Annotated in this window: 20 protein-coding genes; 16 read left to right on the top strand and 4 right to left on the bottom strand. The window is 71.2% G+C overall.

The features are described from left to right. Nucleotides 1–8: 8 nt before the first annotated feature. The 4 genes from P1P75_RS12225 to P1P75_RS12240 all read right to left on the bottom strand — a co-directional run bounded on the left by P1P75_RS12225 (nucleotide 9) and on the right by P1P75_RS12240 (nucleotide 5,677). Nucleotides 9–2,540 carry a DUF3488 and transglutaminase-like domain-containing protein gene (locus tag P1P75_RS12225; RefSeq protein ID WP_319254501.1) on the bottom strand — a complete coding sequence of 844 codons (2,532 nt, stop codon included), beginning with the start codon at nucleotides 2,538–2,540 and terminating at the stop codon, nucleotides 9–11. After that, nucleotides 2,537–3,910, bottom strand: coding sequence for a DUF58 domain-containing protein (locus tag P1P75_RS12230; RefSeq protein WP_319254502.1), 1,374 nt, complete (start codon nucleotides 3,908–3,910; stop codon nucleotides 2,537–2,539). The genes P1P75_RS12225 and P1P75_RS12230 overlap by 4 nt, the downstream gene beginning before the upstream one ends. Continuing rightward, on the bottom strand, nucleotides 3,907–4,944 hold the full coding sequence (locus P1P75_RS12235) for a MoxR family ATPase (RefSeq protein ID WP_319254504.1): 1,038 nt from the start codon (nucleotides 4,942–4,944) through the stop codon (nucleotides 3,907–3,909). The genes P1P75_RS12230 and P1P75_RS12235 overlap by 4 nt, the downstream gene beginning before the upstream one ends. A 175-nt stretch (nucleotides 4,945–5,119) precedes the next feature. Next, nucleotides 5,120–5,677 carry a carbonic anhydrase gene (locus P1P75_RS12240; protein WP_319254506.1) on the bottom strand — a complete coding sequence of 186 codons (558 nt, stop codon included), beginning with the start codon at nucleotides 5,675–5,677 and terminating at the stop codon, nucleotides 5,120–5,122. 424 nt (nucleotides 5,678–6,101) lie between these two features. Here P1P75_RS12240 and rsmH point away from each other — a divergent pair, with 424 nt between their 5' ends. The 16 genes from rsmH to P1P75_RS12320 all read left to right on the top strand — a co-directional run bounded on the left by rsmH (nucleotide 6,102) and on the right by P1P75_RS12320 (nucleotide 23,913). Continuing rightward, nucleotides 6,102–7,055: a 16S rRNA (cytosine(1402)-N(4))-methyltransferase RsmH gene (rsmH, locus tag P1P75_RS12245; protein ID WP_319254508.1), complete on the top strand. Its 954-nt coding sequence runs from the start codon at nucleotides 6,102–6,104 to the stop codon at nucleotides 7,053–7,055. A gap of 73 nt (nucleotides 7,056–7,128) precedes the next feature. After that, a complete protein-coding gene (locus P1P75_RS12250) occupies nucleotides 7,129–7,695 on the top strand; it encodes a septum formation initiator family protein (RefSeq protein WP_319254510.1) in 567 nt (188 codons plus the stop codon). Next, entirely contained in the window at nucleotides 7,692–9,569 is a 1,878-nt protein-coding gene (locus P1P75_RS12255) for a penicillin-binding protein 2 (RefSeq protein WP_319254512.1), read from the top strand. Before P1P75_RS12250 ends, P1P75_RS12255 begins: the two co-directional genes overlap by 4 nt. Nucleotides 9,570–9,641: 72 nt before the next feature. Next, the gene (locus P1P75_RS12260) at nucleotides 9,642–11,297 is read left to right on the top strand and encodes a UDP-N-acetylmuramoyl-L-alanyl-D-glutamate--2,6-diaminopimelate ligase (RefSeq protein ID WP_319254514.1); all 1,656 of its coding nucleotides are present in this window, start codon (nucleotides 9,642–9,644) and stop codon (nucleotides 11,295–11,297) included. A 4-nt stretch (nucleotides 11,298–11,301) separates the two neighbouring features. Then, on the top strand, nucleotides 11,302–12,717 hold the full coding sequence (gene murF / locus P1P75_RS12265) for a UDP-N-acetylmuramoyl-tripeptide--D-alanyl-D-alanine ligase (RefSeq protein ID WP_319254516.1): 1,416 nt from the start codon (nucleotides 11,302–11,304) through the stop codon (nucleotides 12,715–12,717). Next, a complete protein-coding gene (gene mraY / locus P1P75_RS12270; RefSeq protein ID WP_319254518.1) occupies nucleotides 12,714–13,787 on the top strand; it encodes a phospho-N-acetylmuramoyl-pentapeptide-transferase in 1,074 nt (357 codons plus the stop codon). Before murF ends, mraY begins: the two co-directional genes overlap by 4 nt. Next, a complete protein-coding gene (gene murD / locus P1P75_RS12275) occupies nucleotides 13,769–15,187 on the top strand; it encodes a UDP-N-acetylmuramoyl-L-alanine--D-glutamate ligase (RefSeq protein ID WP_319254520.1) in 1,419 nt (472 codons plus the stop codon). Before mraY ends, murD begins: the two co-directional genes overlap by 19 nt. A gap of 73 nt (nucleotides 15,188–15,260) precedes the next feature. Further along, nucleotides 15,261–16,613: a putative lipid II flippase FtsW gene (gene ftsW / locus P1P75_RS12280; protein WP_319254522.1), complete on the top strand. Its 1,353-nt coding sequence runs from the start codon at nucleotides 15,261–15,263 to the stop codon at nucleotides 16,611–16,613. A gap of 6 nt (nucleotides 16,614–16,619) precedes the next feature. Beyond that, nucleotides 16,620–17,717 carry an undecaprenyldiphospho-muramoylpentapeptide beta-N-acetylglucosaminyltransferase gene (gene murG / locus P1P75_RS12285; RefSeq protein WP_319254524.1) on the top strand — a complete coding sequence of 366 codons (1,098 nt, stop codon included), beginning with the start codon at nucleotides 16,620–16,622 and terminating at the stop codon, nucleotides 17,715–17,717. A gap of 26 nt (nucleotides 17,718–17,743) precedes the next feature. After that, a complete protein-coding gene (locus P1P75_RS12290; protein WP_319254526.1) occupies nucleotides 17,744–18,535 on the top strand; it encodes an FtsQ-type POTRA domain-containing protein in 792 nt (263 codons plus the stop codon). Nucleotides 18,536–18,823: 288 nt separating this feature from the next. Next, on the top strand, nucleotides 18,824–20,026 hold the full coding sequence (gene ftsZ, locus P1P75_RS12295; RefSeq protein WP_319254528.1) for a cell division protein FtsZ: 1,203 nt from the start codon (nucleotides 18,824–18,826) through the stop codon (nucleotides 20,024–20,026). After that, nucleotides 20,023–20,751: a peptidoglycan editing factor PgeF gene (gene pgeF / locus P1P75_RS12300; RefSeq protein ID WP_319254530.1), complete on the top strand. Its 729-nt coding sequence runs from the start codon at nucleotides 20,023–20,025 to the stop codon at nucleotides 20,749–20,751. The genes ftsZ and pgeF overlap by 4 nt, the downstream gene beginning before the upstream one ends. A 6-nt stretch (nucleotides 20,752–20,757) precedes the next feature. After that, the gene (locus P1P75_RS12305; RefSeq protein WP_319254532.1) at nucleotides 20,758–21,477 is read left to right on the top strand and encodes a YggS family pyridoxal phosphate-dependent enzyme; all 720 of its coding nucleotides are present in this window, start codon (nucleotides 20,758–20,760) and stop codon (nucleotides 21,475–21,477) included. A 127-nt stretch (nucleotides 21,478–21,604) separates the two neighbouring features. Beyond that, nucleotides 21,605–22,246: a cell division protein SepF gene (gene sepF, locus P1P75_RS12310; protein WP_266455541.1), complete on the top strand. Its 642-nt coding sequence runs from the start codon at nucleotides 21,605–21,607 to the stop codon at nucleotides 22,244–22,246. Nucleotides 22,247–22,309: 63 nt separating this feature from the next. Continuing rightward, nucleotides 22,310–22,594 (top strand): YggT family protein, encoded by a 285-nt coding sequence (locus P1P75_RS12315; RefSeq protein WP_020129925.1) that lies wholly within the window; start codon nucleotides 22,310–22,312, stop codon nucleotides 22,592–22,594. 53 nt (nucleotides 22,595–22,647) lie between these two features. After that, nucleotides 22,648–23,913 (top strand): DivIVA domain-containing protein, encoded by a 1,266-nt coding sequence (locus tag P1P75_RS12320; protein WP_319254534.1) that lies wholly within the window; start codon nucleotides 22,648–22,650, stop codon nucleotides 23,911–23,913. Nucleotides 23,914–23,983: the final 70 nt, after the last annotated feature.

The following is a 23,983-nucleotide window of genomic DNA, read 5'->3' on the forward strand; positions in this document are numbered from 1 at the left end:
CCCCCGCGTCAGCTGCCCGCCCCCGCGTCGGCCGCCCGCCTGCGCGGGCGACGTACCCGTTGTGTCAGGGTCGCCAGCCGGGCCGTCCGGACCGACCAGGTCGCCTTGACCGTCGTCCAGCGGTCGCTGAGGTCCCACACCGCGCGGATGGCCGAACGCGGTGCCACGACCGCCCGCAGCCGGGTGCGCCGGCCGGCCCGCGCCCGCAGCGCCACCCGCACGCGGCGCACCTCCTCGGGCAGTCCGGCCTCGGCCCGGGGCTGCGGGGCGAACAGCACCTGCTCCACGGCACCCGCCACCCGGTGCACCGAAGCTGCCACCGTTTCGTCCAGCTCACCGAGCCGGACGATCCGCGCCGCCGCCCGGCGGGGCGTCAGCGCCTCGTCGGGCGGGATCCCGTAGTCCCAGGCCGTGTCGGTCAGCTCGCGCCAGACCGCCAGGACATGCGCGACGGCCGCCTCGGTGACCTCCTCCGACGGCACGTCCAGCAGCACCGCCGAACCCCCGACCGTCGGCTGCCCGACCTCGCGTCCGCGGGGTCCGGGAGCTGCCCGGCGCACCGCCGCGGAACCGGTGTGCTGAGCCGAGGCCAGCCGCACCGACCGCCGTCTCAGCCGCCACAGCATCGGCAACAGGAGCACGACCAGTGACGCCAGCCCCAGCACCGCCCAGCCGGCGATCTTGTACCAGGGCGGGCCGCCCCCGCCCTGCTCCGCCTCGTCCAGCGGCAGCGCACTGACACAGCCCTGGACCCGCTTCTCCTCCGACGTGCAGCTGGTGCTCGCCGACGGCGCGGCCGACGGAGCCGCGTCCGCCGAGCGCGAGGCCTGCGGGAGATCCGGCACAGCGTTGCCCGGCGTGTCCGGCAGCGTGTACGCAGGCGTCGATCCACGGGTCGGGGTCGGCTCGAACCGGGTCCAGCCCACGCCCTCGAAGTACAGCTCCGGCCACGCGTGCGCGTCCTTCAGGCTCACCGCGACCGAACCGTCCGACTGCGTGGAACCGGGCGCGAAGCCCACCGCCACCCGCGCCGGAATGCCCAGCGTGCGGGCCATCGCCGCCATCGCGAACGAGAAGTGCACGCAGAAGCCCTGCTTGTCCCGCAGGAAGCGGGCGATCGCGTCCCGGCCGGTGCCGACCTTGACCTCGGTGTCGTAGGCGAAGCCCCCCGTCACCGCGAACCACTCCTGGAGCTTCACCGCCCGCTCGTAGTCGTTCGACGAGCCCTCGGTGATCTCGCGGGCCCTCTGTGACACCACCGCCGGCAGGGTGTCCGGCAGCTCCGTGTACTCGCCGCGCAGCGAACCACGGGCCGCCGGCGCCGAGGCCAACTGCTCCGCCGTCGGCCGCACCTGGAGGCTCTTCACCTCGTAGGTCTTGCCGCGCGTGGTCTGGCGGTGGTCGCCGACGACGGTCATGCCCACCGGCTCGTACCGCCATCTGCCGCTGACCTGCACACCGCTCGGCGGGTACGGCATCGGCAGCCAGTCCTGGGCGTACCAGTCCGCGGCGGCCACCCTGGTGGTGATCTCCGCGCGCCGGACGTCCGCGCCCAGGCCGGGCGGCGTCGGCAGATCGTCGGGCACGGCGACGACGTCCCGCTGCGACGGCTTCCACGTGGTGCCGTCGAAGTCGTCCAGGGAGACGATCCGCAGATACAGGTCGGAGAGGTCACCGCTGTTGGTGCGCAGGGTCAGGACCGTGCGGTCCTCGTCCACGTTCAGGCTGTCGCGCAGCGACACCAGGGGGTTGACCGCGGAGATCGTGCCCCCGCCGCCGGTGCCCGAGCCGACCCCGCTGCCCGTGCCGCCCAGCAGACCGCCGTCGATCGCGGGAAGCGGCAGCAACGGCACCGCCAGCGCCACGCCCAGGGCGGCCGCGCCGATACGCCGCCCGGTGCGCACCGGGGCCACCGGGCCGGGCTGTCTGCCCGGATCGCGCGGGCCGCCCCCGAAGACGCGGCCCCACTGCGAGAGGCGCTCCCGGCCCTCGGCGAGCAGCAGCATCAGATAGCCGCCGCCGGCCACCAGGAACCACAGCCATTCGGCCCCGCCGTCGGACAGCCCCGCGGCGACCGAGTACAGCGCGAGCAGGGGCAGGCCGGCCGGCGCGGCGTTGCGGTAGGTCACCGCGAGGGTGTCCACCGCCAGCCCGATCACCAGCACACCGCCGACCATCATCAGCCGGATGCCGTCGGACAGCGGGGCCGGTATCGCGTACCGCCCCACGTCGTCGGTGCCCGCCTGGAGCAGGTCGGCGAAGTGCTGGAAGGCCTGCGGGCCGGGGATCAGCCCGGCGAGGGCCTGCTGCCGGGCGAAGACCAGGGTGAGCAGCACCAGCGTGACCAGGGCCTGCGCCAGCACGGTCAGCGGCCGGGCCAGCGGCACCCGCCGGGCCGCCGCGCCCACCGCGGACTGGACGGCCAGCAGGAAGGCCGCCACGAGGATCCACGAGGTCTGCTGGACCAGGGGCAGCAGGGCGCAGGCGGCCATCAGGGTGGCCGCCACGGAGCACAGCGTCAGTCGGGCCCGCCCGCTCATGATCCCGCCCCCCTTCCGCTCGGTCCGCCGGCCGTCACGACCCCCGAACGCTCCCGGTCCGCCTGCTGCCACAGCTCGTTCAGCGGAGCGCCCCGCGGCACGCTCACGGCGGTCCAGCCCGCCTCGCGCAGCATCCGCAGCCGCTCCTCCTGCCTGTTCATCGGATGAGGCACGTCATTCGGTTCACGCACCCAGCTGTCGCCGTCCAGGAGGAAGGCGACGGCGCCCCCGCTGCGCTGGCGCATCTTGGCGGCCACCGCGGCCTCCTCCTCGTCGAGGTCGCCGAGGAAGGCCACCAGCAGCCCTTCGTTGCCCCCGCGCAGCACGTCGTAGGCAGGGGACAGGCCGATGCCGTCGGAGTGGTCGATCACCGCGAGGGTGTCCATCATCAGCCCGGCCGCGTCGGCCGATCCCTGACCGGAACCGGCGAACCCGTCGGCGCCCTCACCGGGCACCGAACTGCCCGTGTCGGTCAGCAGCCGCACGGAGAAGCCACGCTCCAGCATGTGCACCAGGACGGACGCGGCACCCGAGACCGCCCATTCGAAGGCCGAGTCGGGGCCCGCGCCCCGGTAGGCGGGCCCACGGGTGTCCAGCAGCACCGTGCAGCGGGAGCGCTGGGGCTGCTCCTCGCGGCGCACCATCAGCTCGCCGTAGCGGGCGGTGGAACGCCAGTGCACCCGGCGCAGATCGTCGCCGTAGCGGTAGCCGCGCGGGATCGCGTCGTCCTCGCCGGCCAGCGCCAGCGAGCGCTGCCGCCCGTCGCCGTACCCCTTCGCCTCGCCGCCCAGCCGGACGGAGGGCAGGGCCTCCACCCGCGGGATGACCGTCAGGGTGTCGTACGTCGAGAAGGAGCGGGTCAGCTCGCACATGCCGAACGGGTCGTTCAGCCGCAACTGGAGCGGGCCCAGCGGGTAGCGGCCGCGCAGGTCCGAGCGGACCCGGTAGGAAACCTCGCGGCGGCCGCCCGCCTCGACCCGGTCCAGGACGAAGCGGGGACGCGGGCCGAGGACGTAGGGCACCCGGTCCTGGAGCATCAGCAGGCCGGTGGGCAGCCGGGAGACGTTGTCCATGCGCAGATGGACGCGGGCCTCGCTGCCCGCCGGTACGCGCGCCGGGGAGAGCCGGCGGCTGCCGGCGACCCGGTAGCGGGTGCGGTAGACCACGGCCGCGCAGACCAGCGGCAGCACGGTCAGCAGCAGCCCGACCCGCAGCAGGTCGGGCTGGCCGAGGACATAGGCACAGATCGCGGCCGCGACCCCGGCCGCCAGGAAGGAGCGGCCACGGGTGGTGAGCCCGGCCAGGGCGGTGCGTGCGCCGCCCTTGTCCCCGGGGTCCGCCTCCGCCTGCCCGGCCGCGCCGATGGTCATCCGAGCCTCCGCGGCGGCTGTCCGTACGCCTGCGGGCCGCCGCCCAGGCCGAAGCCGCGCTGCTGCTGGGAGCCCGCGGGCACCGGGGTGCGCTGGATGATCTCCTCCACGACCTGCTCCGAGGTGCGGCGGTTCAGCTGGGCCTGCGCGGTGGGCAGCAGCCGGTGGGCCAGGACGGCCACGGCGAGGCCCTGCACGTCGTCCGGCAGCGCGTAGTCCCGGCCGCTGAGGGCGGCGGACGCCTTCGCCGCGCGCAGCAGATGCAGCGTCGCGCGCGGGGAGGCACCGAGTCTGAGGTCGGGGTGCGTGCGGGTGGCGGAGACCAGGTCGACCGCGTACCGCCGGATCGCCTCGGCGACGTGGACCCCGCGGACCGCCTCGATCAGTTTCAGGATCTCGTGCGCGTGCGCCACCGGCTGGAGGTCGTCCAGGGGGTTCACCCCGCCGTGGACGTCGAGCATCTGCAGCTCGGCCTCCGGGCTGGGATAGCCGATGGAGACCCGGGCCATGAAGCGGTCGCGCTGGGCCTCGGGCAGCGGATAGGTGCCCTCCATCTCCACCGGGTTCTGCGTGGCCACCACCATGAAGGGGCTGGGCAGTTCGTAGGTCTGCCCGTCCATGGTGACCTGGCGCTCCTCCATCGACTCCAGCAGCGCGGACTGGGTCTTGGGCGAGGCGCGGTTGATCTCGTCGCCGATCACGATCTGCGCGAAGATCGCGCCCGGCTTGAACTCGAAGTCACGGCGCTGCTGATCCCAGATGGACACGCCCGTGATGTCCGACGGCAGCAGGTCCGGCGTGAACTGGATACGCCGGACCGAACAGTCGATGGACCGGGCCAGCGCCTTCGCCAGCATGGTTTTGCCCACGCCGGGGACATCTTCGATCAGAAGATGCCCCTCGGCGAGAAGCACTGTCAGAGAAAGCCGTACGACCTCGGGCTTGCCCTCGATCACTCCCTCCACCGAACTGCGGACTCGCTCCACAGTGGCGGTCAGATCCGTAAGGCTTGCTCGCTCGTCATAGGTCGTCACCCGGCCCTCCTCGGCCCGTACATTTCCGGGCCGACGCTCTGCGATGCGGACCGGCCCACCCCGAAACACGGACACCACGCGGGAAATGCTCAGCGTGACGTCACTCCCGCATTCTTGCTGCCGTTACCGTTTCGTGTCACTCGCCTGTGGACAACTGACAGCGATATGTCAGGTCTTAAGACTGTTCGGACGGGTCGATTTCCCTCAGCAGACCCGTCTTCACGTCGAAGACGAAGCCCCGTACGTCGTCGGTGTGCACCAGGAACGGCGAGGTACGCACGCGCTGCATCGACTGCCGCACGTCCTGATCGACGTCCCGGAACGCCTCCACCGCCCAGGCCGGACGCTGTCCGACCTCCATCTCCAGATCGTGCCGGAACTCCTCGGTGAGGGTCTCCAGGCCGCAGCCGGTGTGGTGGATCAGCACCACGCTGCGGGTGCCCAGGGCCCGCTGGCTGATCGTGAGGGAGCGGATCACGTCATCGGTGACGACACCCCCCGCGTTGCGGATGGTGTGACAGTCGCCGAGTTCGAGGCCGAGGGCGTCGTGCAGGTCCAGGCGGGCGTCCATGCAGGCCACCACGGCCACGTGCAGCACGGGGTGCGCGTCCATTCCCGGGTCGCTGAACGCGGCGGCGTATTGCCGGTTCGCCTCGACCAGGCGGTCGGTGACCGTACCGCCACTGGGTATGGCGGCCTCGGAGCCGGTGGGTACCGATGCGGAAGTCGTCATACCGATGACGTTACTGGTCACATGCTCTCCGGTCGCGTTGTGAGAGGGGGTAAAGAACGTCATCCCGGTCCCTTGTGAGGTAACCCACACGAGTGGCGGGAGCGGGCCCGTAGGAGTGATTTTCCCGTAATCGCCGCTTCACACGCGTACCGGACCGCGACGCGCAGGCCGGTTGATTGACCGCGAGACAGGGTGGACTAAAGTGACGCGAAGCGGGAGGCGGCGATCTCCCCGCTGCACTGAACTCCCCGAGAGACCCCCGGCGCGGCCGCCGGAGATCTCCCCGCGTGCGCGGCGCGTACGTACGGCTCGGCCTCCTCCCGCTCCCGGTCGGCTGACGCTTCCGGCGCCGGCGGACCTCCCCTTCTTCGAGCGGGCGGGGACCCGGCGGTGCGTACGGGCCCGCCGGATCTGAGAGGGCCCCTTGAGCCAGCGACACGTCCCGGTGATGCTCCAGCGGTGCCTGGACCTGTTGGCCCCCGCCCTCCAGCGGCCCGCAGCGGTGGTCGTCGACTGCACGCTCGGCCTCGGCGGGCACAGCGAGGCCCTGCTGACCCGGTTCCCCGAGGCCCGCCTCGTCGCCCTCGACCGCGACAAGGAGGCCCTGCGGCTGTCCGGCGAGCGTCTCGCGCCCTACGGCGACCGCGCCACCCTCGTGCACGCCGTGTACGACGAACTTCCCGAGGTGCTCGACCGGCTCGGCATCGCGCGCGTGCAGGGCGTCCTCTTCGACCTCGGCGTCTCCTCCATGCAGCTCGACGAGGCCGACCGGGGCTTCGCCTACGCGCAGGACGCCCCCCTCGACATGCGCATGGACCAGACGACCGGCGTCAGCGCCGCCGAGGTCCTCAACACCTACCCGCCGGGCGAACTCGTGCGCATCCTGCGCGCGTACGGCGAGGAGAAGCAGGCCAAGCGGATCGTCTCCGCGGTCGTGCGCGAGCGGGAGAAGGAGCCGTTCACCAACAGCGCCCGGCTCGTCGAGCTGATCCGCGACGCGCTGCCGCAGGCCGCCAAGCGCACCGGCGGCAACCCCGCGAAGCGCACGTTCCAGGCGCTGCGCATCGAGGTCAACGGCGAGCTGTCGGTCCTGGAGCGGGCTGTCCCGGCCGCCGTGAAGACCCTCGACGTCGGCGGACGGATCGCCGTGCTGTCGTACCACTCGCTGGAGGACCGGCTGGTCAAGCACGTGCTCGCGGCGGGCGCCGCCACCACCGCGCCGGCCGGACTGCCCGTCGTGCCCGAGCGCTACCAGCCGCGCCTCAAGCTGCTCACCCGCGGTGCCGAACTTCCCACGGAGGAAGAGGTCGCCGAGAACCGGCGGGCCGCCCCGGCGCGGCTGCGCGGGGCCGAGCGCATCAGGGAGGACGTCGAGTGACGGGCGTGCGGCGGGCGGACCGGGGGACATCCCGGCCCAGCGGGTTCCTGACGGACGACCCAGGGGAGGGCGAGTGAGCAGGACACCCCGGCTGAAGGGGCGGGCCGCCCGGCTCGCGCGGCTCTTCCCGGCCCGGCCGCGGCAGGCGGCCCGCACCCCGTTCGTCCTGCTCGTCGTCCTGCTCCTGGGCGGCGGCCTGATCGGCCTGCTGGTGCTGAACTCCGCCCTCAGCGAGGGCTCGTTCAAGATGGACGACCTTCAGAAGGACACCAAGAGCCTCACCGACGAGGAGCAGGCGCTCCAGCGGGACATCGACTCCTACTCCGCGCCGGACGCCCTCCAGCGCCGTGCACGTGAACTCGGCATGGTCCCCGGCGGCGACCCGGCCTTCCTCGACCCGAACGGCACCGTGAAGGGCGTTCCCTCGGCCGCGGCCCCGCACTCCCCGGCCGCCGTACGGCCCCCCGAGGCCCTCGCGACCCTGCCGGCCTTCCCGTCGGCCGGCGCCGCGACGGCCGCCCCCGCCGGTGCCTCTCCGACCGCTGAATCCCCGACGGCCGACACAACCGTGCCCGAACCGGAGGCCACCGCCCCCGGCGTTACACCGACCGCAGCCACTCCCACGACTCCCGGCAGGTGACGGAAGTGTCCGACAGGGAACCGGCCGCCGCACGGCCCGCCGCCCCCCGCGTCATCCGGCTCGGCAGCCCGCGCCCCCGGCTGCGTCTGGTCGGCCTCGCGCTGGCCCTGGTGCTGATCGCCTTCGTGGTCCGGCTGCTCCAGGTGCAGGCCGTCGACGCGAGCACCTACGCCGCCAAGGCCGAGCGGAACCGGTACGTCGGCCAGATCCTGGCGGCCGAACGCGGAGAGATCACCGACCGCTCCGGAGTGGCCCTCGCCTCCAGCGAGGACGCCTACGACATCACCGCCGACCCGTCGATGTTCGCCCCCGCGGAGCTGAAGACCGGCGACGGCCCCGAGCAGGCGGCGGCCCTCCTCGCCCCGATCCTCGGCCAGGAGCAGTCCGAACTCGTCAAGAAGCTGCGCCCCCGCAACTCCGACGCCCGCTACGCCAAGCTGGCCGGCCGCCAGACCCCGCAGGTCTGGAAGCAGATCAAGGACCTGAAGTCCGCGCTCGCCACCAAGGCCGAGTCGGACCCCGCCACGGTCAACGTGCTGGCCGGCGTCTTCTCGGTGCCCAGCAGCAAGCGCGTGTACCCCAACGGTGAACTGGCCGCCGGAATACTGGGCTGGGTCAACGCCGAGGGCAAGGGCGGCGGCGGCGTCGAGCAGCAGCTGAACACCACCCTGGCCGGCAAGGACGGCAAGATCCGCTACGCCCAGTCCGGTGGCCGCCAGGTGCCCACCGCGGGCTCCACCGAGACCCCGGCCGTGCCCGGCTCCGACGTCGAGCTGACCATCGACCGGGACATCCAGTGGGCCGCCCAGAACGCCATCACCGAGCAGGTCAAGGAGTCCAAGGCGGACCGCGGTTACGTCATCGTCCAGGACACCCGCACCGGGGAGATCCTCGCCCTGGCCAACTCGCCCGGCTTCGACCCCAACGACCTGAGCAGGGCGAACCCTGACGCCCTCGGCAACGCTGCCCTCCAGGACGCCTACGAGCCCGGCTCCACCGCCAAGGTCATGTCGATGGCCGCCGTACTGGAGGAGAACGCGGCCACACCGCTGACGCACGTCACCGTGCCGAACCGGCTGCACCGCGGCGACCGGCTGTTCCAGGACGACATCGACCACGCGACCTGGTACCTCACGCTCAACGGCGTGCTCGCCAAGTCCAGCAACATCGGCACGATCCTGGCCACCGGCCAGCTCGGCAGGACCCAGGCGCAGGCCAACCAGACCCTCTACTCCTACCTGCGCAAGTTCGGCATCGGCAGTCACACCGGACTCGGCTTCCCCGGCGAGACGAAGGGCATCCTCGCGGCGCCCGGCGACTGGTCGACCTCGCAGCAGTACACGATCCCCTTCGGCCAGGGCGTCTCCATCAACGCGCTCCAGGCGGCCTCCGTCTATTCGACGATCGCCAACGGCGGCGTGCGCGTGGAGCCGACCCTGGTGCGCGGCACCAAGGGCCCGGACGGCCGCTTCACCCCCGCCGAGGCCCCGCAGAAGACGCGGGTGGTCAGCCCGAAGACGGCGAGGACCCTCGCCCAGATGCTGGAGTCGGTCGTGGACGACCGGGAGGGAACCGGCACCAAGGCGCGTATCCCCGGCTACCGCGTGGCGGGCAAGACGGGCACCGCCAACCGCGTGGATCCGGCCACCGGCAAGTACCGCGGCTACACGTCGTCGTTCGCCGGTTTCGCACCCGCCGACAACCCCCGGGTGACCGTGTACTGCGCGATCCAGAACGCCACGCAGGGCGGCTACTTCGGCGGTCAGATCTGCGGCCCGATCTTCAAGAAGGTCATGGAGTTCTCCCTGAAGACGCTCCAGATCCCGCCGACCGGGGCGCAGCCCGCGAACCTCCCGGTCTCCTTCGCCCCGTGACCCAGCCCGCCAGATCCGCCCGCCCGAACCGCCCGCCAGTGTTCAGCGCCGAACCAGCCAGGGAACCAGCTCGTGACCATGATCACCCCCGATCCCGCGAACCAGGCACCACCCGCCGCCTCACTTCGCTCCCGACCAGCCGCGCCCGGTACGCTCACCGCCGTGCCACACGCTGATCAGTCCCAAACCCCTCAGAAGGGCGCTTCCGTGACATACCCGGGGCCGCCGCGTCCGGTTCACGTCCCCGCCACACCCCTGGCGGAACTGGCCGGACAGCTGGGTGCCGAACAGCCGGAGAGCGCCGCGGAGGTCACGGGCATCACCCACGACTCACGCGCCGTCCGCCCCGGCGACCTGTACGCCGCCCTCCCGGGCGCCCGCCTGCACGGCGCCGACTTCGCCACCCAGGCCGCGAGCCTCGGCGCGGTCGCCGTGCTGACCGACCCGGCCGGCGCCGAGCGCGCCGTCGCGACCGGCCTCCCGGTCCTGGTCGTCGACGACCCGCGCGGACAGATGGGCGAGCTGGCGGCCACGATCTACGGCCACCCCGGCCCCGAGCTGCTCCAGATCGGGATCACCGGCACCTCCGGCAAGACCACCACCGCCTATCTCGTCGAGGGCGGCCTGAAGTCGGCCAAGGCCACCGGGCTGATCGGCACGGTCGAGACGCGCATCGGCGACGAGCGCATCAAGTCCGAGCGCACCACCCCGGAGGCCACCGACCTCCAGGCGCTGTTCGCCGTCATGCGCGAACGCGGCGTCGAGGCGGTCGCGATGGAGGTCTCCAGCCACGCCCTGGTCCTCGGCCGGGTCGACGGCTGTGTCTTCGACATCGCCGTGTTCACCAACCTCAGCCCGGAACACATGGAGTTCCACTCCGACATGGAGGACTACTTCCGGGCCAAGGCGCAGCTGTTCACCCCGCTGCGCAGCCGGCTCGGTGTGGTCAACTTCGACGACGAGTACGGCCGCCGGCTGGCCGCCGAGGCCGCCGTCCCGGTCGTCACGTTCTCCGCCGAGGGCCACCCCGACGCCGACTGGCGGGCCGTGGACGTCCAGGTCGGCCCGATGGACTCGACGTTCACCGTCCTCGGCCCCGACGGCGAGCGCATCTCCGCCAGGTCGCCGATCGCAGGCCCCTTCAACGTGGCCAACAGCCTCGCCGCGATCGTCGCCCTCGCCGCCGCCGGGATCGACCCGCGGACCGCCGCCGACGGCGTGGCCGCCGTACCGGGGGTGCCGGGCCGGCTGGAGCGGGTGGACGCCGGACAGGACTACCTCGCGGTCGTCGACTACGCGCACAAGACGGACGCCGTCGAGTCGGTGCTCAAGGCGCTGCGCAAGGTCACCAAGGGCCGGCTGCACGTGGTGCTCGGCTGCGGCGGCGACCGCGACACGACCAAGCGGGGCCCGATGGGCGCCGCCGTGGCCAGGCTCGCCGACACCGCCGTACTGACCTCCGACAACCCCCGCTCCGAGGACCCCCTCGCGATCCTCGCGGCGATGCTCCAGGGCGCCGCTTCGGTGCCGGCCCACGAGCGCGGCGAGGTGCAGCTGTTCGAGGACCGGGCCGCCGCGATCGACGCCGCCGTCGGCCGGGCGCGGCCCGGGGACACCGTGCTGGTCGCGGGCAAGGGCCATGAGCAGGGCCAGGACATCGCCGGTGTGGTCCGTCCCTTCGACGACCGCCAGGTGCTTCGCGAAGCTATCCAGAAGACCCAGGGATGAACTTGTGATCGCCCTCTCCCTCGCCGAGATCGCCGCAGTCGTCGGCGGGCAGACGTACGACATACCGGATCCGTCCGTCCAGGTCACCGGGCCCGTCGTCCGGGACTCCCGTGAGGTGGAGCCCGGCAGCCTCTTCGTCGCCTTCGTCGGCGAACGGGTGGACGGCCACGACTACGCGCGGGCGGTCGTCGGGGCGGGCGCGGCGGCCGTACTGGCCTCGCGCCCCGTCGGCGTGCCCGCGATCGTCGTGGACGACGTCCAGGCGGCGCTCGGCGCCCTCGCCCGGCACGTCGTACGCACGCTCGGCACGACCCTCGTGGCCCTCACCGGCTCGGCCGGCAAGACCAGCACCAAGGACCTCATCGCCCAGGTCCTGCGGCGCAAGGCGCCGACGGTGTTCACACCCGGATCGCTCAACAACGAGATCGGGCTGCCGCTGACCGCCCTGTCCGCCACCGAGGAGACGAAGTTCCTCGTGCTGGAGATGGGCGCCCGCGGCATCGGCCACATCCGCTACCTCGCCGATCTGACGCCACCGAGGATCGGCCTCGTACTGAACGTCGGGACCGCCCACATCGGCGAGTTCGGCGGCCGCGAGCAGATCGCCCAGGCCAAGGGCGAACTCGTCGAGAGTCTGCCGCCGGCGAGCGAGGGCGGCACGGCGGTCCTCAACGCCGACGACCCGCTGGTCCGGGCCATGGCCTCGCGTACGAAGGCGAAGGTGGTCCTTTTCGGAGAGTCCGACGAAGCGGACGTACGCGCCGAGAACGTCAGACTCACGGACACCGGACAGCCTGCATTCAGGCTTCACACACCCTCCGGTGCAAGTGATGTGACCATGCGCCTGTACGGTGAGCACCACGTGTCGAACGCGCTCGCCGCGGCCGCCGTCGCCCATGAACTGGGTATGTCCGCGGAAGAGATCGCCACCGCGCTTTCCGAGGCGGGCTCCCTCTCCCGCTGGCGGATGGAGGTCACCGAGCGCCCGGACGGCGTGACGATCGTCAACGACGCCTACAACGCGAACCCCGAGTCCATGCGAGCCGCCCTGCGCGCGCTCGCCGCAATGGGCACAGGGCGGCGGACCTGGGCGGTGCTCGGCAAGATGGCCGAGCTGGGGGACGAGGCGCTCGCCGAGCACGACGCGGTCGGACGGCTCGCCGTCCGGCTCAATGTCGGCAAGCTCGTCGCGGTCGGGGGCAGGGAAGCCGCCTGGCTGCAACTGGGCGCATATAACGAGGGTTCGTGGGGTGAGGAGTCGGTGCACGTGTCCGACGCACAGGCGGCTGTCGACCTGTTGCGCAGCGAGTTGCGCCCAGGAGACGTCGTACTCGTGAAGGCGTCCCGTTCGGTCGGTCTGGAGAGCGTCGCGCAGGCGCTGCTGGAGACCGGTGCCGAGGGAGAGGTCGCCGCCCGATGATGAATCAGATCCTGTTCGCGGGTGTCCTCGGCCTCTTCCTGACGCTGGCCGGCACGCCGCTGCTGATCAAGCTGCTGGCCCGCAAGGGCTACGGCCAGTACATCCGCGACGACGGCCCGCGCGAGCACGCCAGCAAGCGCGGTACGCCGACCATGGGCGGTATCGCCTTCATCCTGGCGACGGTCGCCGCCTACTTCCTCAGCAAGGTGATCAGCGGCGAGCCGCCGAGGTACTCGGGCGTGCTGGTGCTGGGCCTGATGGTCGGCATGGGTCTGGTCGGTTTCCTCGACGACTACATCAAGATCGTCAAGCGGCGTTCGCTGGGTCTGCGGGCCAAGGCGAAGATGGCCGGCCAGCTGATCGTGGGCGTCAGCTTCGCCGTGCTGTCCCTGCAGTTCGCGGACTCCCGCAACAACACCCCGGCCTCCACGAAGCTGTCGTTCATCACGGACTTCGGCTGGACCATCGGCCCGGTGCTGTTCGTGCTCTGGGCGCTGTTCATGATCCTCGCGATGTCGAACGGCGTGAACCTCACCGACGGTCTCGACGGCCTGGCCACGGGCGCGTCCGTCCTGGTCTTCGGCGCGTACACCTTCATCGGTGTGTGGCAGTTCCAGGAGTCCTGCGCCAACGGCGAGACCCTGACCAACCCCAACGCCTGTTACGAGGTGCGCGACCCGCTCGACCTCGCGGTCGTCGCCGCCGCGCTGATGGGGTCCTGCCTCGGCTTCCTGTGGTGGAACACCTCGCCGGCCAAGATCTTCATGGGAGACACCGGTTCGCTGGCCCTCGGCGGTGTGCTCGCCGGTCTCGCGATCTGCTCCCGCACCGAGCTGCTGATGGCCGTCCTGGGCGGGCTGTTCGTCCTCATCACCATGTCGGTGGTCATCCAGGTCGGCTCCTTCAAGCTCACCGGCAAGCGCGTCTTCCGGATGGCGCCACTTCAGCACCACTTCGAACTCAAGGGCTGGTCCGAGGTCCTGGTGGTGGTCCGTTTCTGGATCATCCAGGGCATCTGCGTGATCGTCGGACTCGGCGTCTTCTACGCGGGATGGGCAGCGGAAAAGTGACCGACTGGCAGGGGAAGAACGTCACCGTCGCCGGGCTCGGCGTCTCCGGCGTCCCGGCGGCCAAGGTGCTGCACGGGCTCGGCGCGAAGGTCACCGTCGTCAACGACGGCGACGACGCCCGCGCGCGGGAGCAGGCCGAGCAACTCCGGGAGCTGGGCGTCACCGTGCGCCTGGGCGACGGGGCGACCCTGCCCGAGGGCGCCGAACTGATCGTCACCGCGCCCGGCTGGAAGCCGGACAAGCCGCTGTTCACGGCGGCGGCCGCGGCCGGTGTGCCGGTGTGGGGCGACGTCGAACTCGCATGGCGCCTGCGGGGACCCGACGCGGCCCCCTGGCTCTGCGTCACCGGCACCAACGGCAAGACCACCACCACCCAGATGCTGGCGTCGATCCTGAAGGCGGCCGGCCTGCGTACGGCGGCCGTCGGCAACATCGGCGTCTCCCTGCTGGACGCGGTCCTCGGCGAGGAGCGTCACGACGTCCTCGCCGTGGAACTCTCCAGCTACCAGCTGCACTGGGCGCCCTCCCTGCGCGCCCACTCGGCCACCGTGCTGAACCTCGCCCCGGACCACCTCGACTGGCACGGCTCCATGGAGGCGTACGCCAGGGACAAGGGCCGCGTCTACGAGGGCAATCGGGTCGCCTGCGTCTACAACCTGGCCGACCCGGCCACCGAGGACCTGGTGCGCGAGGCGGACGTCGAGGAGGGCTGCCGGGCCGTCGGCTTCACGCTCGGCGCCCCCGGCCCCTCCCAACTCGGCGTCGTGGACGGCATCCTGGTCGACCGCGCATTCGTCGAGAACCGGCAGAAGAACGCCCAGGAACTGGCCGAGGTCTGCGACGTCAATCCGCCGGCCCCGCACAACATCGCCAACGCCCTTGCCGCGGCGGCCCTCGCGCGGGCCTTCGGGGTGCCCGCCAAGGCCGTACGGGACGGGCTGCGGGCCTTCACGCCCGACGCCCACCGGATCGCCCACGTGGCGGACCTGGACGGTGTCGCGTACGTCGACGACTCCAAGGCCACCAACACCCACGCGGCCGAAGCCTCGTTGGCCGCGTACGAGTCGATCGTGTGGATCGCGGGCGGCCTCGCCAAGGGAGCCACCTTCGACGAACTGGTCACCAAGTCGGCGAAGCGGCTGCGCGGGGTCGTGCTCATCGGCGCCGATCGTGCCCTGATCGGTGAAGCCCTGGCGCGACACGCCCCGGAAGTACCGGTCGTCGACCTCGACCGGACCGACACTGGGGCGATGCTCGCGGCTGTCCAGGAAGCCCGCCGACTCGCCGCCGAAGGCGACACGGTACTGCTCGCACCGGCCTGCGCCTCCATGGACATGTTCGTCAACTACAACCAGCGCGGTGACGCGTTCGCGCAGGCCGTTCGCGAACTCGGCGCCTGACCCGGCCGCCTGCCGGGCGGACCTTGGGAGGGACGCGTGGGACTGTCGACGCCGACGTACACCGGAGGCTGCGGTGCCCGGTAGCCGTACCGGGCGGCCGCCCGTCCAGCGGCCCGTCCGCAAAGCCGTCGCCCGGCCGCCGCGGGACAACCCCGCACTGCGGCTCTACACGCGCGCCCACAAGGCCTGGGACCGGCCGCTGACCGCCTACTACCTGATCCTGGGCGGCAGTCTGCTGATCACCGTCCTGGGCCTGGTGATGGTCTACTCGGCCTCGCAGATCACCGCGCTCCAGATGTCGCTGCCGGGCTCGTTCTTCTTCCGCAAGCAGTTCCTCGCGGCCGCCATCGGCGGACTGCTGATGCTGGCCGCCTCCCGGATGCCGGTGAAGCTGCACCGGGCGCTGGCCTACCCGATCCTCGCGGGCGCCGTCTTCCTGATGGCCCTGGTGCAGGTGCCGGGGATAGGGATGTCGGTCAACGGCAACCAGAACTGGATCTCGCTCGGCGGCTCGTTCCAGATCCAGCCCAGCGAGTTCGGCAAGCTCGCGCTGGTGCTCTGGGGCGCCGACCTGCTGGCCCGCAAGCAGGACAAGAAGCTGCTGAGCCAGTGGAAGCACCTGCTGGTGCCGCTCGTGCCGGTCGCGTTCATGCTGCTCGGGCTGATCATGCTCGGCGGCGACATGGGGACGGCGATCATCCTCACGGCGATCCTGTTCGGCCTGCTGTGGCTGGCGGGCGCGCCCACCCGCCTCTTCGCGGGTGTGCTCTCGATCGCCGCGCTGATCGGCGTGATCCTCATCAGGACCAGCCCGAACCGGATGGCCCGGCTCGCCTGCATCGGCGCCACCGAACCGAAGTCCGGAGTGGCCGACTGCTGGCAGGCCGTGCACGGGATCTACGCCCTCGCCTCGGGCGGGATCTTCGGGTCCGGGCTCGGGGCGAGTGTGGAGAAATGGGGGCAACTCCCCGAGGCGCACACCGACTTCATCTTCGCCGTCACCGGTGAGGAACTGGGTCTCGCGGGGACGCTGTCGGTGCTCGCCCTGTTCGCGGCTCTAGGCTATGCGGGTATCCGCGTGGCCGGACGCACGGAGGACCCCTTCGTCAGGTATGCCGCGGGAGGCGTGACCACCTGGATCACGGCCCAGGCCGTGATCAACATCGGTGCGGTGCTCGGCCTGCTGCCGATCGCCGGTGTCCCCCTCCCGCTGTTCTCCTACGGGGGATCCGCCCTGCTGCCGACCATGTTCGCCATCGGGCTGCTGATCGCCTTCGCACGCGACGAGCCCGCTGCGCGGGCCGCGCTTGCGATGCGGCAACCCCGCTTTGGTAGAAAGCGGGGAGCCGGGGGCCTCACGGGGCCCCGGAGATGGAACACGATGAGACGGCGTGCCTCGGCGGCGCGTACGTCCGGAGAGCGGTGAATTTCGGTGCATGTCGTACTCGCTGGTGGGGGGACCGCCGGCCACATCGAGCCCGCGCTCGCCCTCGCGGACGCCCTGCGCAGGCAGGACCCCTCGGTGGGGATCACGGCCCTGGGCACGGAGCGCGGTCTGGAGACCACGCTCGTACCCCAGCGGGGTTACGAGCTCGCGCTGATCCCCGCGGTGCCGCTGCCGCGCAAGCCGACCCCCGAGCTGATCACCGTCCCGGGCCGGCTGCGCGGCACGATCAAGGCGGCCGAGCAGATCCTGGAGCGCACCCGGGCCGACGTGGTCGTCGGCTTCGGCGGATACGTGGCCCTGCCCGCCTATCTCGCCGCCAAGCGCAGGGGCGTGCCGATCGTCATCCACGAGGCCAACGCCCGCCCCGGCCTGGCCAACAAGATCGGCTCGCGGTACGCCGCCCGCGTCGCCGTCTCCACTCCCGACAGCAAGCTGCGCGACGCCCGCTACATCGGCATCCCGCTGCGCCGCACCATCGCCACCCTGGACCGCGCCGCCGCGCGCCCCGAGGGGCGGCACGTGTTCGGCCTGGACCCGAACCTGCCCACGCTGCTCGTCTCGGGCGGTTCCCAGGGCGCCCGCCGCCTCAACGAGGTGGTCCAGCAGGTCGCCCCCTGGCTCCAGCAGGCGGGCATCCAGATCCTCCACGCGGTCGGCCCGAAGAACGAACTGCCGCACGTCCAGCAGATGCCGGGAATGCCCCCGTACATCCCGGTACCGTACGTGGATCGGATGGATCTCGCGTACGCCGCTGCCGACATGATGCTCTGCCGCGCGGGCGCGATGACCGTCGCCGAACTCTCCGCCGTCGGGCTCCCCGCCGCCTACGTCCCGCTGCCCATCGGCAACGGCGAACAGCGGCTGAACGCCCAGCCGGTGGTCAAGGCCGGCGGCGGCCTCCTGGTCGACGACGCGGACCTGACCCCGGAATGGATCCGGGAGAACGTCCTGCCCGTGCTCGCCGACCCGCACCGGCTGTACGAGATGTCCCGCGCGGCCGGCGAGTTCGGCCGCCGCGACGCCGACGAGCTGCTCGTCGGCATGGTGCACGAGGCGATCGCCGCCTCGCGTGCGCACCGTTAGGCACGAATGACGAAAGGGCAGGGAGCGTGGCCGGATCCGCCACCGCAGAGCGCGGGGCACGTCAGCAGGAGTCGTCCGGCCCGCCCCTGGTCCGGCGGCTCGACCCCCGCCGACTTCGTACGATCATCATCGCGCTCGCCGTCATCCTCCTCGGCGCCGGTGTCACCTGGCTGCTGTACGGCTCCCAGTGGCTGCGCGTGGACCGCGTCTCCGTCTCCGGTACGGAAGTTCTGACGCCGGCGCAGGTCCGCGAGGCCGCCGCCGTCCCGGTCGGCTCACCGCTGGTCTCGGTCGACACCGGCGCGATCGAGGAGCGGCTGCGGGCGAAACTGCGCCGCATCGACTCGGTCGACGTCACCCGGTCCTGGCCCGACGGAATCGGTCTGAAAGTGACCGAGCGGACGCCCGTCCTGCTTGTCCGAAAGGGGCGGAACTTCGTCGAAGTGGACGATGAGGGCGTCCGTTTCGCCACCGTCTCCCGGGCCCCCAAGGGCGTTCCGCTGCTGGAACCGGAACTCTCCCCGGCGAGTTCGGCCTCCGCGAGCCTGCGCCGCTTCGGCGAGGACCGCCTCGTGCGCGAGGCCGTGCGGACCGTCGCTTCCCTGCCGCCCGCGGTCGCCCGGGACACCCGCGTCGTCAAGGTCCGTTCCTACGACGACATCTCGCTGGAGCTGAGCGGCGGCCGGACCGTCGCGTGGGGGAGCACCGAGAACGGCGCGGCGAAGAGCCGTACCATCCTCGCCCTGATGAAAGCCTCCCCGGACGCACGGCACTTCGATGTCAGTGTTCCCACCGCCCCTGCGTCAGCGGGGAGTTGACGCGCATCCCCGCAGGCCAGCACCCTGGTTGGGCAGCGACACGGCTGATCACATAGGGTGAAAAGAAAAACGGGAGGTTCGGCGTGTTCGTTGAACGGGCGCCACGTGTCGACTTAGTGTCCTGTTCAGAAGACTTCAACGAACAGGCACACTGGTAACCCTAAACTTCAGCGTTAGGGTTCGGGTCGGCGAAACGGACCGTCCCATTTCGGCATCAGTCGCCGGATCGTGGAGCGCAGAGCGTCTCGCGAACCAGCGACACGTAACTCGAGGCGAGAGGCCTTCGACGTGGCAGCACCGCAGAACTACCTCGCAGTCATCAAAGTCATCGGTGTCGGCGGCGGTGGTGTCAATGCCATCAACCGGATGATCGAGGTCGGTCTCAAGGGTGTCGAGTTCATCGCCATCAACACGGACGCCCAGGCTCTGTTGATGAGCGACGCCGACGTCAAACTCGACGTCGGCCGCGAACTCACCCGCGGACTCGGCGCCGGAGCCAACCCGGCCGTCGGCCGCAAGGCCGCAGAGGATCACCGCGAGGAGATCGAGGAGGTCCTCAAGGGGGCCGACATGGTCTTCGTGACGGCCGGTGAAGGTGGCGGCACCGGCACCGGCGGCGCACCCGTCGTGGCCAACATCGCACGCTCCCTCGGCGCCCTCACCATCGGTGTGGTCACACGCCCGTTCACCTTCGAGGGACGGCGCCGTGCGAACCAGGCCGAGGACGGCATCGCGGAACTCCGCGAAGAGGTCGACACCCTCATCGTCATCCCCAACGACCGGCTGCTGTCCATCTCGGACCGCCAGGTCTCCGTCCTCGACGCGTTCAAGTCGGCGGACCAGGTCCTGCTCTCCGGTGTCCAGGGCATCACCGACCTCATCACCACGCCCGGTCTGATCAACCTCGACTTCGCCGACGTCAAGTCGGTCATGTCCGAGGCGGGTTCGGCCCTCATGGGTATCGGCTCCGCCCGCGGCGACGACCGCGCGGTGGCCGCCGCCGAGATGGCGATCTCCTCGCCGCTGCTCGAGGCGTCCATCGACGGCGCCCGCGGCGTGCTCCTGTCCATCTCCGGCGGCTCCGACCTCGGCCTGTTCGAGATCAACGAGGCCGCCCAGCTGGTCAGCGAGGCCGCGCACCCCGAGGCCAACATCATCTTCGGCGCGGTCATCGACGACGCGCTCGGCGACGAGGTCCGGGTCACCGTGATCGCGGCCGGCTTCGACGGGGGCCAGCCCCCGGCCCGCCGGGACACCGTCCTCGGCTCGGCCTCCTCCTCCTCCTCCTCGCCCCGCCGCGAGGAGCCCACTCCGGTACGGTCCGAGAGCCGCCCGAGCTTCGGCTCGCTCGGCAGCGTGACCCCGAAGGAGGACCCGGCGCCGGCCCCCGAGCCGGTGGCCGACATCCCGGTCGCTCCGCCGGTACCGCCGTCCCGGAGCTACTCGGACAGCGCGGCCGAGGAACTGGACGTGCCGGACTTCCTGAAGTGATAGGACAGCGCGGGCACGCGAGCGGCGCGCACTTCGCCTTCACCGACCGGTGGGGCGGGGTGAGCGCCGCTCCGTATGAGGAGCTCAACCTCGGCGGCGCGGTCGGCGACGACCCCGGGGCCGTGCGGACCAACCGGGAGTCGGCGGCCAAGTCGCTGGGTCTCGAAGCGGGCCGGGTCGTCTGGATGAACCAGGTGCACGGCGCGGACGTCGCCGTCGTCGACGGTCCCTGGGGTGAGCATCCGGTGCCCGGGACCGACGCGGTCGTCACCACGCAGCGGGGACTCGCCCTCGCCGTACTCACCGCCGACTGCACGCCGGTTCTGCTGGCCGACCCGGTCGCCGGTGTCGTGGGCGCGGCTCACGCCGGCCGGCCCGGGATGGTCGCGGGGATCGTCCCCGCCGCCGTACGTGCCATGGTCGGACTCGGTGCCGAGCCGTCCCGGATCATCGCCCGCACCGGGCCCGCCGTCTGCGGCCGGTGCTACGAGGTGCCGGAGACGATGCGGGCCGAGGTGGCCGCCGTCGAGCCGGCCGCGCACGCCGAGACGAGCTGGGGCACTCCCGCGGTCGATGTGACCGCCGGGGTGCACGCGCAGCTCGACCGGCTCGGGGTGCACGACCGGGAGCAGTCGCCGGTGTGCACGCGCGAGTCGAAGGACCACTTCTCGTACCGCCGCGATCGCACCACGGGGCGACTCGCGGGATATGTCTGGCTGGGCTGATGGTGCATGACGGACCGTAAGGGCGAACTCGCCGCAAATCTGGCGCGTGTGGAGCGGCGCATCACGGCCGCGTGTACGGCGGCCGGTCGCAAGCGCGAAGAAGTGACCCTGATCGTGGTCACCAAGACCTACCCGGCGAGCGATGTGCGGATCCTGTCGGAACTCGGTGTGCGGCACGTCGCCGAGAACCGGGACCAGGACGCGGCACCCAAGGCCGCGGCCTGCTCGGATCTGCCCCTTTCCTGGCATTTCGTGGGCCAGTTGCAGACCAACAAGGTGCGCTCCGTGGTCGGTTACGCGGATGTCGTGCAGTCCGTGGACCGCGCCCGGCTGGTGACGGCCCTCTCGAAGGAGGCCGAGCGGGTCGGACGCGAGGTCTGCTGCCTCATCCAGGTCGCACTCGACGCGGGCGAAAGCGCGCGGGGGGAGCGGGGTGGTGTCGCGCCGGGCGGGATCGCGGAGTTGGCCGGCCTCGTCGCCGGCGCTCCGGGGCTCCGGCTCGGCGGACTGATGACAGTCGCACCTCTGACCGGGGAGTACGCCGGACAGCAACAGGCGGCGTTCGAGCGGTTGATGGATTTGTCGACTGACCTGCGCCGAACTCATCCGGCTGCGAACATGGTCTCGGCAGGGATGAGCGCGGACCTCGAACAGGCCGTGGCGGCCGGAGCGACACATGTACGCGTCGGCACCGCGGTACTCGGAGTCCGCCCCGGGCTCGGGTAACGTCGCCAGGAAGTCGGACCACAGCAGAAAATATGGTCATTTCCGCCGAAAGGCGGCATAAGGACCACGTGGATCGCGGGACTTGGCAGTCGTCAGCGGATCCACCACAGAGCGGAGGACTCGGAGCATGGCCGGCGCGATGCGCAAGATGGCGGTCTACCTCGGCCTCGTGGAGGACGATGGGTACGACGGCCGGGGTTTCGACCCCGACGACGACTTTGAACCCGAGCTCGATCCCGAGCCCGAGCGTGACCACCGGCGGCACGAGCCGTCGCACCAGTCGCATGGAGCACATCAGTCCCAAAGGGACGAAGAGGTGCGAATCACTCAACCGCCCGCACCGCGCGAGCCGGTGGCCAGATCCGCTTCGCCAGGCGCGGAATCCGGGCGTCCGGCGCGTATCGCGCCCGTGGCATCCATCACACAAGAACGTCAGTCCCTGGAGAAGAACGCACCGGTGATCATGCCCAAGGTCGTGTCGGAACGAGAGCCGTACCGGATCACCACGCTCCACCCCCGGACCTACAACGAGGCCCGTACCATCGGGGAACACTTCCGTGAGGGCACCCCGGTGATCATGAATCTGACTGAGATGGATGACACAGACGCGAAGCGACTTGTCGACTTTGCGGCGGGTTTGGTGTTTGGTCTTCACGGCAGCATCGAGCGGGTGACGCAGAAGGTGTTCCTGTTGTCGCCTGCTAACGTCGATGTCACGGCGGAGGACAAGGCCCGCATCGCAGAGGGCGGGTTCTTCAACCAGAGCTGAGACGCACGACCGGAACAGCAGTGACGAGAAAGTACGTAAGCAGGGGAGAGGGAAGCACCGAACATGAGCGTGGTCCTGGATGTCGTCTACATCGCGCTGATGGTCTTCCTCATCGTGCTCATTTTCCGGCTGGTCATGGACTACGTCTTCCAGTTCGCCCGCTCATGGCAGCCCGGCAAGGCGATGGTGGTCGTTCTGGAGGCCACCTACACTGTCACCGATCCACCGCTCAAGCTTCTGCGGCGGGTAATCCCGCCGTTGCGTCTCGGGGGCGTGGCGCTCGACCTGTCCTTCTTCGTACTGATGATCATCGTCTACATCCTGATCTCGATCGTGAGTCGGCTGTGAGCGATGTGAACTACCGTCTTGCCGAATGCCGACGACTACGTTGAGGTGAAGAGATGCCGTTGACCCCCGAGGACGTGCGGAACAAGCAGTTCACGACCGTCCGCCTCCGAGAAGGCTATGACGAGGACGAGGTCGATGCCTTCCTCGACGAGGTCGAAGCCGAACTGACCCGCCTGCTCCGGGAGAACGAGGACCTGCGCGCCAAGCTGGCCGCTGCCACGCGTGCTGCTGCCCAGAACCAGCAGAACATGCGCAAGCCTCCGGAGCCGCAGGACCAGCAGCAGCAGGGGATGCCCCCGCAGCAGCAGGGTATGCCCCAGCAGGGGATGCCGCAGCAAGGCATGCCGCAGCAGGGGATGCCCCAGGGCATGCGCGGACCGGGCGCTCCGGTGCCCGCCGGCATATCGGGCCCGCCGCAGCAGCAGATGGGCGGCCCCATGGGTGGCCCGCCCCAGCTGCCGAGCGGTGCCCCGCAGCTGCCCGCCGGTCCCGGCGGTGGCCAGGGTGGTCCGCAGGGTCCCGGCCAGATGGGCCAGGGACAGATGCAGGGCCAGATGCAGGGCCAGATGCAGGGACAGATGGGCCAGGGCCAGATGGGCCAGGGTCCGATGGGTCAGGGCCCCATGGGTCAGGGCCCGATGGGTCAGGGCCCCATGGGTGGCCAGCCGCCCATGCAGCAGCACATGGGCGGCCCGATGGGCGGCCACGGTCAGGGCCCCGGCGGCGACAGCGCCGCCCGTGTCCTCTCGCTGGCCCAGCAGACCGCCGACCAGGCGATCGCCGAGGCCCGTTCCGAGGCCAACAAGATCGTCGGTGAGGCGCGTTCGCGTGCCGAGGGTCTCGAGCGCGACGCCCGTGCCAAGGCCGACGCCCTGGAGCGGGACGCGCAGGAGAAGCACCGCGTCGCGATGGGCTCCCTGGAGTCCGCCCGCGCCACGCTGGAGCGCAAGGTCGAGGACCTGCGCGGCTTCGAGCGCGAGTACCGTACGCGCCTGAAGTCGTACCTCGAGTCCCAGCTGCGTCAGCTGGAGACCCAGGCCGACGACTCCCTCGCCCCGCCGCGTACTCAGGCCGCCGCCTCCCTGCCGCCGTCCCCGTCGCCCTCGATGGCTCCGGCCGGCGCGAGCGCCCCGTCCTACGGCGGCGGCAACCAGGGCATGGGTGGACCGGGCCAGGCCGGCCCGTCGTACGGCGGTCAGCAGCAGATGTCTCCGGCGATGACTCAGCCGATGGCGCCGGTGCGTCCGCAGGGTCCCTCCCCGATGGGGCAGGCTCCCTCGCCGATGCGCGGCTTCCTCATCGACGAGGACGACAACTGACGGCCAGTAGTACGCCTTAGGCGTCGGCAGCGTTCAAAGGGCGTGGGCCCCGGATTCCGATCCGGGGCCC

The sequence above is a fragment of the Streptomyces sp. ID05-39B genome (assembly GCF_033794725.1).
GTDB lineage: Bacteria > Actinomycetota > Actinomycetes > Streptomycetales > Streptomycetaceae > Streptomyces > Streptomyces bobili.